The organism is Paenibacillus residui (genome assembly GCF_042677205.1).
Classification (GTDB): domain Bacteria; phylum Bacillota; class Bacilli; order Paenibacillales; family NBRC-103111; genus Paenibacillus_L; species Paenibacillus_L residui.
This window is the reverse complement of sequence record NZ_JBHTIU010000055.1, coordinates 1-11,762: the sequence shown is the minus strand read 5'-3', so window position 1 is coordinate 11,762 and position 11,762 is coordinate 1. Positions and strand designations below refer to the sequence as shown.

Sequence of the window (11,762 nt, the reverse complement as noted above, 5' to 3'; positions counted from 1 at the left end):
TTCGTGAATGATTTCACACCTTAAAAATTAAAAAAAACTGTCTTGACTTCTTGTGCCACTATAAATTTAGGGGGTGAGTTTCTTAGTTATTCGACTTTGATTTCACTTTATAAGCATTATCTTGAAGTCAAAGTTATCTCCGACAAGTTTACCCAATAATAACGTGGTATTTCGGTCATATATTGGCTATTAAATGAGTGCTCGATCTCTATATCAAATAAATCATCTGTACGCTTATATTATTACTGTGTCACCATAAGCAACCTGCTAGCTGTCAGACGACGGAATTGTACCTTTATAAATAAAAGTATTGTGGTATTCGACAAACTTGGAATTAATCTTGTGCTTGGATAATAGTTTCCTACCGTGTAATAGGTTTTCAGAATTGATATGTATGACACATTCTCGTTCTAAATCAACAGTAATTGCTCCTCTATCGAACAACGTATGATCATTAGGACAAACTACTATCATATTTTCTGCAATATCAGGACCGTTGTGAGAACCTAGCGGTTGTATATGGTGTACCTCGGACATGCTTTCTCCTTCACCTAAATCAATCCGAGTACCACATATCTGGCAATAATCGTTATACAGTGTTTTGAGTTGCTGAACCAAAATTTTACTTCTTTGAGGAACCGTTAATTTCAGATGACGCTTTTGGGGAGTTATTGAGCCCAAGTCAAGAGTAGGCATATTTATTTGACGGTTATTGTCACTGTGATCCCACCCCAAATTAGTTGTTACATCGGCACCGCTCTCAGTCTTGACGACTTTTTTTCTAGCCACGCTATTTATGCTTTTACTGCTGAGTTCGGAATGAGAATTAATCTTCTGCTTATCGATTTTTTGATGCTTTGGCTTTACTGTAATTGACAGAGATCTATTATTATTAAGTTTTGTTGATTTCAACGAAGGACTATTAACCTCGCTTATGTGAAGTCGTTTATTACCAATAACATAATACTCTTTAAGTGGGGGTTGCTTTCTTCCTTCTATTTTTCGTTCCACAACCACCTTTAATTTTCCATCAATAGAAACTTGTCTTGCTCCAGAACGAGACATATTCACACGGGATCTCTTTCGATTATTTATTATTTTACAATCCTCATCAATAATTCTTAAATATCCTTCCCGATCAACAATATGTCGGATACTTCTAAAATAATGGTCTCCCGCTACTACATTAAGATAAACAATGCCTTCCTCCTTTATAAATTTTTTCCTCTTTTTATTCTGTTTGTTCTTTTGATCCTCCAAGTATGTCTGCATCAGTTGTTTTGCAAATCTTCTTTCTTCTGTCCTATTTTTAAAGTTGACCATGACTTCACCCGCTTCATTTGTAGTCAAAACAATATTCTACCAAGTTAATAGCAGTTTTCGCACTTATTTTCCAAACTCCCCTTTTTTTGGTTTCCCTTGAGAGACTATGTCGCTATCAACTATTCCAGACACATCAATACTTTCTTAATGCCACGCACCCAAGGCAACATATGTCATGATAAAGAAAAGCACCTAAAACGGTGCTCTTTAACAAGGTGGTTGAGACGAGGGTAGTATTTCCTGATTGAACCCCAGCGTTGCTACAGAATAAAATCCCCACCAAGGTAAAAGTTCATTGATTCTTACCGTTGAAGAGTTTGCTTTTCAAGCAAGTTTCGGCTCGTTATATATCTGGATTTAATCAAAGCAGTTTACTGCTGGATCGTCACAAATTGGCCACAAACACTAAACTTTTTCGATGATATTATAGTCCAATAAATCTCCATTTTTTTGCACTTGCCAAACATCAACAGGAGCTTTTTGATTTTTATATTCAGAGATAATATTTTATTAGTTGACTTCCCTTTTCTGATATTGAATTATTAACCCATACATATCAATCGTTGCCATAATCCAGCGGGCATTCAAGGCCGGATAGCCTTTCTTCTTCCGATTTGTTTTTATTAAATATCATGTCGAGTGCAGCAGAATCCATAGTATTCCTTCGTCTTTATATTTTTCAGTAATTTTTTAGATATTTTTCCAACCTTCTCGAAAGTATACCCATCTTTTTCTTTTGGATCTCACAACTCCAAATAATTAACACCCGCCAACCTAGCTCTTCCAGTTGGTTAAAAACTTCTTTATCTCGCACTTTATTTTTTGCGATTTTCTTTTCCCAGAAATCTCTATTGGTTGCAGGCAACTTGCTTCTGGCACAGCCTTCATGGCCATGCCAAAAGCAACCATGAATGAATATAACTGTTTTGTATTTTGGAAGTACAATATCCGGCTTCCCAGGAAGATCGGAACGATGTAATCTAAAGCGATATCCCATTCGGTGAAGAAGTCTTCGGACGATTATTTCCGGCTTCGTATTTTTACCGGTCACCTTCCTCATTATTTCGCTACGCTTTTCCTTATCAAACTTATCCATAGATTAATTCGGTCTGCTGTTCCGATTTTTCGTTAGATGTGTAATTCTCCAACAAATGTTGATAAATGTGTTCACTTTGAATCCGGCTGAACAACGGGGGTAATGCATTGCCTATCATCAAAGCAAGCGTTCCCTTTGGAATATCGGTTGGGAAGTGATAATTGCGTGGGAAAGTCTGGAGCATTGCCGCTTCCCTTGCAGTAATACATCTATCTTCCTCCGGATGAAGAAAACGACCTTTAGATGGATTGAGGCATCCTCCGGTAATCGTCGATGATACATCGTCCCATTTCAAACGGCCGTAAACATCACTAAAGCCCACACCTTTTTTCTTATGACAAGACAGAATATATTCTTCTGGAAGGTCCTTTCTTCCCCCTCCGTTTTTCGGAATAAGTTTTATCATTTCCATAATTCTTTCCTTATGTTTCGGATAAATTTGGTGAATCGGATCCGAGGTAACTGCGGTACTTTCCAACAAGCCGATTACATCCTTCACCGTTTGTTTCAGTCCTGTGCCCTTAGCAATATTTATTTCAGCAAGGCGCGAACCTACCAATACAAAACGTTTTCTCCTCTGAGGAACGCCGTATTCCGCAACGTTAACGATGTCGTAATCGAGATTGTAACCAATTTCTTTAAGTTTCCTATAAACTTTCTTGAATAAGGGATAATCCACAATCGAGGGAACATTCTCCATCATCAGGGTTATCGGTTGAAGTACTTCTACAAATCTCAGATATTCAAGAATCAGGTCATTCCTCGGATCCTCTACTGGGCTGTTTCTGTTCAATCTTCTCATTGATGAAAAGCCTTGGCACGGAGGGCATCCTGCTAGTAAAAAGAGTGGGCTACCATTTAATAATTTTCGAAAATCATTTGGATCAAGCTTACGGATATCTTCGTCAAATACTTTAGTTTCCCTATGATTCAAATTGTAAGTTTTTGCTGCATATTTATTAATTTCAACGGCGGCAATTACGTCGAAGTTCGCTTGTTTTAACCCCTCCGATAACCCGCCGCATCCTGCAAATAAATCTATTGCCGTATATGCCACTATTAATCATCTCTCTTGTTAGATTAACTGTTTAACCACTTATAATAAAATCCGAGTTCCTTATCTTCGAACGTGCCTACCACCACGCCTCTGTCTAAAAAAACGTTAAACTCCTCACAGCTTGTCTCAGGTAATAATGCACATGAATGACATGATGCTAAGTTAAGTGCGTCCCTTCCCTGGCCCTCGCTTGAAATACATACCGGATCATTAGAACATAACTCCCCTATTTCCAGCGCCTTTTTAAAAATTCTCGGTAAACAGTCCCAATACCCTTGACGTACAAGCCCGCCTAGAGTGCCTTCGGAATCTCCACTTGCGGTATAGATTAATATTGCCGACATTTCAACGTTGTCATCCGCTCCGCTGCAATAAATCCGTTCTCTTAACGATGCTGCTGTATATCCGCATTCGAAACTTAATTGTCGAATCAACAAGTGGGCAATGGTATGCAACAACAAGAATTTGGGGGTAATTAATCGACTAGTGGTTTTACCTTGATAAGTTTCTCTATAATTATTATTTACGATTTCAGCCCTCTTCGCGATATTATTATTATTACGTATCCAATTATTGATATCGTTACAATTAAATTCAATAAATATACCCTCGCCACGAACTTCGTAAGCAGGATACCATCTCGTTGAAGGTTCCTTAGCGGAAATAAATCCAGGTATTCTTTCCCCTACCTCGAAGGCATCCGGAGGGTTAATTCTCGTGAAACCGGTCAATGCTCGTACTTCTCTTATTTTATGAATAAGCGATACACCTTTTACAAAGGGAATGTTATATTTTGAAATATCCGTATCTTCACGAACAAAATCGTTACCATTGAGATCTTCAATGGGGATTTTACCCGTCAGCGCCTCATACTCTTCGATCCGATAACCTACCCCGTTTGCATTGATTTCTTCCGACTCCGCACCGCTTTGGACTGAAAAACGTCGAAGCAAGATATTCTTGACAACAATATATTGAGCGGATATCTCCCGACCGATTTCCTCCGCCCATCTATCAATGCGAGAGGCAATTTTCTTCTCCCGTTCGTCTTCCTCATAATCTGCGATAATATTTTGTATTCGTTCAAACGCATGTGAACCCGTTATCTTCTTATTTATCTTCTCCGAATAAGGTGGTATCACCAAAGAACTGACTACTTTAGGATAATAAATGGATGATGCCCCGCGTTGCATTGCTCGAGGGAACGCAGCACAATCTTCAGAACTTCCTTTCCAAGGCATATTGCCGGAACATCCGTACTGCGGGCCGCGTTTCTCCGCCATTTTTTGCATAACATCTCTGTCGAACGCACCGGCTAACGTAGCTTTGGCACTACAATTCTTACATTTTACGACCAGCCCTTCTAATCCGGCAGAAGCCGTCGCTCCGGTTTCAAACGTAAGCGATGGATTTGAGCATATGGATCTCTCTCCACCTATGTTTCTATCATGCACCCAATTTACCCAGGGAAAATCATCGATATGGCCATTTTCACATGCAACGACGATACGCGTCGGTACTAGGTCTTTCTTGCATTCCATGCATCGGGGGCGCTTCATATGCGGATCCCGTTCTTTTTGCGTTAGCGTCGCATTTTTTCTGTACTCGGATAACCAATTTTTTAACGCCTGAAACCTTCTGCATTGCGGGCAAAAATACCATTGCGGAAATCTAGTGTAGGTAATTCCCCAATCTTTTTGACTTTTCCCGGGTACTCCAAAATAATCTACACGCAACGCCTTCTCCAGTCTCTCATCGTGAATTTTGGTAACTTTCGCCTCCCAATATTCAGGTGCGGCAGTCATTAATGTTTGGTCTGGGAAATCTACCATGGCACCGACGCCATATTGCAATATCGCTTGGGCGCTTCTTACGCTGTGAGTTATCTTATTTAATTTCACAACATCTTTCTGTATTTTTAAATCCGTCATATCATATATCACTCCCATATTAGTAGCCCTGCCGTTACGTTTTTATCGACATTACGCATAGAGGTTAAAGTTTCCTTAGCCGGATCGGATCCTTCTGCCCCAAATACTTTCAGGAGTCTTTTGCTTCCTGACGGAGGATCAACGACAATATACCGCTCGCCAAAATAGAAGTTTTCTCCACCGGAGATCCCCACGCGTTCTTCCCATTCGTTCCAAAAAGCTTTCATTTCCAGGGCGATTTCTTCGGACTCATTTTGTAACTCTATGCCTGCTCTTCTTCTTATTTCAGTAATGCGTTCGATAATATACCGCTCAATCTCAGCAATGCCCTCGATATCTTTCCGAAACATGCCTGCATCATCATCTTTAGATAAGCCGTACTTGTGCCTCATTAACGATACCATTACGGCATGCAACGCTCGATCTCTTGCCGGCTTTGAGAATGGAGTCGCGCTAGTTGGTTCGACGAATTTATAGAACGACTCATGGTAACTTCTAAATTGCTCATAATGCGATCGGTCTCTACTTTTCGCACCGTCATATAGGACGAACGCTACACCGGGATAAGTTCTGCCGATCCTACTCGATGCCTGAATATACTCACTGGTCAACTTCGGTTGACCGACAAGCAACATTACGTTTAACCTCGCCACATCCACTCCGACTGAGATCATATTTGTGGCCAAGAGTACATTGATCGGATATTTCTTCTCTAATTGGTTGGATTCGGTGTATTCGAGTTGTTCTAATTTTTGCAGCGTTTCATTCAGTTCGGTGGTGGAAACTCTGCTCGTTAACTCATGGGCGGAACCGATTTGCCGAACCAATTTCCTTTTACCGAAGCGTTGCGCGGTTCTTCTGATAAAATCCTTGACGTCATCATCAACTAACGTCATACATTTACTTAAATCACGGAGACTATTGAAGTAAACGGCCAATGTCCAAAATTTATCTTTGACTTCATATGGTAGTTCCATCATGTGAACACGTTGAAGAATGGCGGCTATTGATCGCACTTCCATCATCGCTTTCGTTTTACCCGACGGCATAATCCCCACATAAAGACGTCCCGGTTTCTCCTTAGCATCCGCCTCTCGAGCAAAGAATGAGTCGTTAGAGTCGATCCCCGGTGAAGGAAATTGCCTGACCTCTCGATTGAACAAATTTGAACATTGATCCTTCGCTCGTCGTATTGTAGCGGTAGACGCGATAATTTTCGGCTTAACGCCTTTCGAACTACATAAAGCGTCGATTGCAGTCTCATAAAGACCGACGATCGTACCGAGCGGCCCCGAAATAAGATGCAGCTCGTCCTGTACGATTAATTCGGGAGCCCTATTATTATCGGATGTCGCAAAAAAGCTTCCCGCATCGTTTTTCCAAGGCAACATCGCAAATTTATCAACCGTACCGAAAAGTAGAGTCGGCGGCTTGTCATAGAGTTCTTCATCCACGACTTGTATAGGAAGCGCTCCCTCAAACTCACAGTTTTCTTGAGGACAGTGGATTTGGAAATGTTTTTTGTTTCTCATTGTATACCCCCAACTGCCGATCAAGCCTTTTCCGGTCGCATCTGGATCTCTGACTAATTTTGTCCCACACCAAGGGCATTTCAATATTTGGAATTTAGTATACTTTTCTTTAACCTCCCTTAAACTACTGATGGTTGCATCATGCAACTTATTCACAAATTTTTTGGCGTCATCATTTTTATTCGGTGTGTGAGATCCGCCGATCCATAATCCGATCGTTATTCTTTCTTTTCCTAGCGGATATGAAGAATATTTCGACTTTTTCTTCGTACAGTCTTTTCTGATCGATTCACATGCGCAAATAAGTGTCCCGGCCCTTAGAAACTGTTGAGCGGCCAACAATCTTAAAGTGTACCTCATAATAACCGATGTCCCGTCCGACACAGTTGAGTACGCAAGACGACGATAAAAGATCGTAAACGCCGTCAATCCTAAATATGCCTCGGTTTTCCCGCCCCCGGTCGGGAACCATATCAAATCGACAAAGTTACGCTCCTCACATTCTTCCTCCACGATAGACCTCAAACTCATCAGTAAAAAAGCAAGTTGGAACGGTCTCCACTTGTGATTTGAGTCATCAATTTCGTAGTAATTTAATTGTGATATTTTGTTTTGAAGTTCCAAATCCCCCGGGTAATGATCATCTTTTTGAAAACCAGCATGTACACGTTGCATAAACATTGCACGATTAGCCAATTGAAACGCATCGTAAGCTTTCTTGTCGTTTGCAAGCAATTCCAATCCGTAATACATCCTTTGACAAGACTCTTTACAATCCTGAATATGCTTATTCACCGCTTCAGAATAACGGACATCCAACTTCTTCCCTCTAATTTCAATTCCGGTAATCCAGGCTTGATAAGCGTCGATCAGACCTTTCATGTCGGCAATTTTAAACGTCTTCTCTGTTGCTTCGAGGTCGGATAAGTATTTCATAGATAACGTTCTACCATTAATAGAATTAATATTAAAGTCCATTTGAGGGACTTCAAACGTCGGCATAAAGTCGGTCCATAACTTACCTTCGCCGTCTTCATTAATTTCCCAGTCAACTGAGACGCCATGGCCCGTTGCATAAGTTTTCTTTTCCCGATAGAGCAAATCCAAACTTTTTTCTTCAAAATCGTTGGTTTGTGAAAACTCTCTATTCGTATATGCAAATAGTCGTAAACCCGGATTATTATCGGTATTTATCATTATTTGTGGTTGGAAAAATGAGTTGGTTCCGTTATAGTTTCCCGTATTTGTGTTGACAAGCATTACTGTCACAGCGAGATGTTCATCGCGAGACATTTTGGATAATAGTACTAACTTGATTTCTTTACCTTCCAGATTTTTAAGTTCATAGAACATTTTACCCTGTTCAAACGTAATTTTAACCGGTACTTTATGCGGTTCTCTGACAAACCCCCGTTTGAATTGATCGCATAAGCGGAACATACAATCTTTAAGATAATCATCAACGATTTCATCGCTATCCCAGATTTGGAACACATCTCGTCGGGTAAGTCTTTGTTTAAGAATTAATAATCCCGATTCTCTCGAATATTCAACTATTTGTACGACTTTATGCGGCAGTTCATAATTATCCTGATCCTCCGGGGTAAAAGGCAATCTGCAATCTTCAAGTTTTGCATTTCTGTACGTCGCGAAAGTTACGTCAACGAGCAACTCTCGAACATCATGATTAACAAAAAATGTAAGTCCCATGGAAGAGGGCATGTTTTGCATCGATAATCCGACGTCTTCATCTAAGGATCCTACATCCGTCTCTTCCGCTAAGCTTCCTGAATACTTTTTCAGAGACTCAGTGTGTCCTTCTAGTTCTTCATATTGATTTTCATCATCATCTATCAATTCTAATTCCGAAGGATTCAATATGGGCGGTATCTCATTATTGTCCGCATTCATCACATTTCGCTGCGGATAAAGTATACCGACACTATATCGTACTTCCGGTAAATCTGTAATGATTTCATGTTCTTCGTCCGGAATCGAATACTCCGAACCGGGGCCCAATAACTCCTGGTTAATTTTCTTTATCAATTCTTCTCTAGTTTTAAGCATTAACTGTTTCATCATCGATCACGTCCTATCACAAAATCTGAGGTTTGTTCGCCATATAGTAGGGCACGACCAAGTTTTCCGCATCGATTAATTTATCAACCTGGACTACACGTGACAATTCCGTTAGATCAATCGGCAATTTTGATAATATCTCATCGTTTTGCAGGTTAATATTTTTGTTAAATGACGCGATAATATTCCTTTCGATATACTTCAGGATTCTGATCCTCATTGTGCGGACTTCTCTACACGCTTGAAGAAACGAATCGGGGTTTTGGGAAAGTAGTGGATCGCCCGTAAGCTTTGCAATTGTCCGAAAAGACTCAAGATCCCTCGGTCCTACGATGTGACTGCCTTCATCAAGCCACGATCTTAATGTAACCTCATGCTTGCCTTTACCGAACCTACTCATTCTTATAGATAATTCCGAGTAAGTTAGTCGAAAATTCTGCATATATTGTTTTAGAACCGATTTCCAATAAAGCGACTTTTGGTAACTTTCCTTAAAACTATCGTTTGCGGCCTTATTATCCAAAATAATATCCATTATCTTCTCAACGATATCTTTCGCATCATTATCATAGTTAGCAAAGATCAAAAGATCACCGGGTTTTAACAGCGAAAGTTCCGATTCTTCTACCGTTTGACGATCTATGTCAAATACATAAGGGCAGTAATATCGTGAGAAGAAAACCTTTTCGCCGGTATCTAAAATCGCAACCTTTACTATTTCCGAAGTTTGTGCCCCTACCGGCTCCGAGAATCCCGAATGGTTAACAGCAAAATTGTACTCGAATTGTCCGACAATCTTATCGAGTTTCTCCTCGATTACCGACTCATCCAATTCCTCAATTGCAGCCGCTGATTCGGCATTTTGTCCCTCACTTTCAAATAATTTGGGGGACCCGAATAACGACAGCCTTCTATAAGTTTTTTTCTCCGCTTGCTTAAATCTATTTTTTTCATTTTTATATAATACGAACGACACCTTTTCAGTGTTGCTTAACAATAGCGGATTGAGCTTATCCCACCCATTGACACTCATTACCAATACATCATGATAGAACTTACTCGAGTTAAATCTTCCGGGAGTAAAAAAATCACACTTTTGAACAACTGGTTTTAAATAATCTGGGATCGATTCTATAAACACCTTCCGATAATACGTTTTATACCCGATTACAGCAATTTTTCTATTCGTGTATTTTAATTGTCTCAAGTACTCCAATAGATAATCATATTTTGCATTCGATCTATCTATTTCTCGTTTTATTGTCAATAACGAGTTAACCAACTTCATCAAACTGTCATGATATTCGATTAAGTTAAACTGATTGATGATGCTTTGCATGTTTATTAATTCTTCTGAAGGTGAAAGTGCGTTTATCTTTCTCTCCCTAATCATATTTTCCATTGTGGTTAAGGGAAAGAAAGATTTCTCCATAAGATTAAGCAACCAAAATCCCTTACTTATAAACCCTTCTAATTTAACGTTTACATTTTCTTCGTTATATTGTGATAACTTATACAATATTTTTTTGCATTCATGGAATATACCATCATGTACTCTATTATCAACCTCAATTAAATTACTTTTCAAATTTAAGGCATTACTTAATAGTTTCCCAAGATCTTTACTTTCATCGCAAATATCCCCAATATGTGACATTGATACCGCTTGATACTCAACATTAATTTTATCCTTAGTCCATATTAATGTTTTTAGATCATCAAACTGTTGAAAAACAGCGGAATCTACACTATTGTATAGCTCGCATATCATTAAGATACTTTTCAATGAGCTTCTGTTATAAATGCTTGCTAATTCGGAAATATCTTGGGTAATATAGTCGGCTCCGTCAACAATAAGTGTCTCGACACCTTTATTATCAATTATTAAATCTCGAGCAACCGACAGTTTACTAGTAAATTTAAGAATCGGTTCAATTCTAGCCGAATTACCCGAATAGTTATATTGTTCGTCTTGAGTGTAGTATGCCGCCGGAAATAAGCCTCCTATTTGCAGGCCTTTCACTTTATCTTTAACGCTAACAGAGAGACGATCCATTAAGCGATCGGCTTCTGATCTGCTACAAACTATTATTACAGACTTGCCGAATGTATTTTTAATTTCCGTCGGTTTCATACCGAATAGTTCCGAAAGTATCTTTTTGGATTTGGATTTATTTCTAATGCCTCTCCCGTCTAATGTTTTGGCGTTTCCATAGTAGGGCGAGATCTTATTAACTTGTGAGGGAGGAACTAAATTCTTAGTCGAAGTGCCGCCTTTGTCAAAATTAACAAGAATGAAGCGCCCCTCGTTATCAATTCCTTTAAATTCACTACGCTTATTTTCGTAAATAACAAGGTCTCCGACAGATAAATCGTTTATAAATGCAGCGCTATCCGCGTCATTAGTTAAAAAGGAATTAAAACAAGATAATACCGTCGCTAGATACAAAGTTAAACTTGTCCCTGGATGGAGTATAATTCCGCGTTCTCTATTAGAATTTGTTAATATTTCGACAATAAAATCCACATTAGCTGCAATAAACACATTATCTTGAATTCTTTTGTTATCTGTCAAAAAAGTCGCTTTGTCAATGGCGCATCTCAATTTTTCGATAACTTCGATTGCCATTAGAAATCCTCCCCTGAATACGTTATCAGTATTTCATCAGATATATATATTCTGGACAGTGAAAAGTTCTTGTCGAAAAATTCATGGGAATAAAGGTTAAAGGTGCATACAGGAA

Annotated in this window: 6 protein-coding genes; all 6 read right to left on the bottom strand. The window is 39.3% G+C overall.

Annotated elements, in window-relative coordinates; genetic code table 11:
• Positions 1-267 precede the first annotated feature (267 nt).
• A complete protein-coding gene (locus ACFQ03_RS16340) occupies positions 268-1,350 on the bottom strand; it encodes an HNH endonuclease (protein ID WP_379289444.1) in 1,083 nt (360 codons plus the stop codon).
• Positions 1,351-2,002: 652 nt separating this feature from the next.
• Positions 2,003-2,419, bottom strand: coding sequence for a very short patch repair endonuclease (locus ACFQ03_RS16335; RefSeq protein WP_379289442.1), 417 nt, complete (start codon positions 2,417-2,419; stop codon positions 2,003-2,005).
• Positions 2,412-3,476: a DNA cytosine methyltransferase gene (locus ACFQ03_RS16330; protein WP_379289440.1), complete on the bottom strand. Its 1,065-nt coding sequence runs from the start codon at positions 3,474-3,476 to the stop codon at positions 2,412-2,414. Before ACFQ03_RS16330 ends, ACFQ03_RS16335 begins: the two co-directional genes overlap by 8 nt.
• 23 nt (positions 3,477-3,499) lie before the next feature.
• Positions 3,500-5,407: a DrmB family protein gene (gene drmB, locus ACFQ03_RS16325; RefSeq protein WP_379289438.1), complete on the bottom strand. Its 1,908-nt coding sequence runs from the start codon at positions 5,405-5,407 to the stop codon at positions 3,500-3,502.
• 8 nt (positions 5,408-5,415) lie between these two features.
• Entirely contained in the window at positions 5,416-9,021 is a 3,606-nt protein-coding gene (locus ACFQ03_RS16320) for a helicase-related protein (RefSeq protein WP_379289436.1), read from the bottom strand.
• A gap of 13 nt (positions 9,022-9,034) precedes the next feature.
• Positions 9,035-11,647 carry a DrmE family protein gene (locus tag ACFQ03_RS16315; RefSeq protein WP_379289434.1) on the bottom strand — a complete coding sequence of 871 codons (2,613 nt, stop codon included), beginning with the start codon at positions 11,645-11,647 and terminating at the stop codon, positions 9,035-9,037.
• Positions 11,648-11,762: the final 115 nt, after the last annotated feature.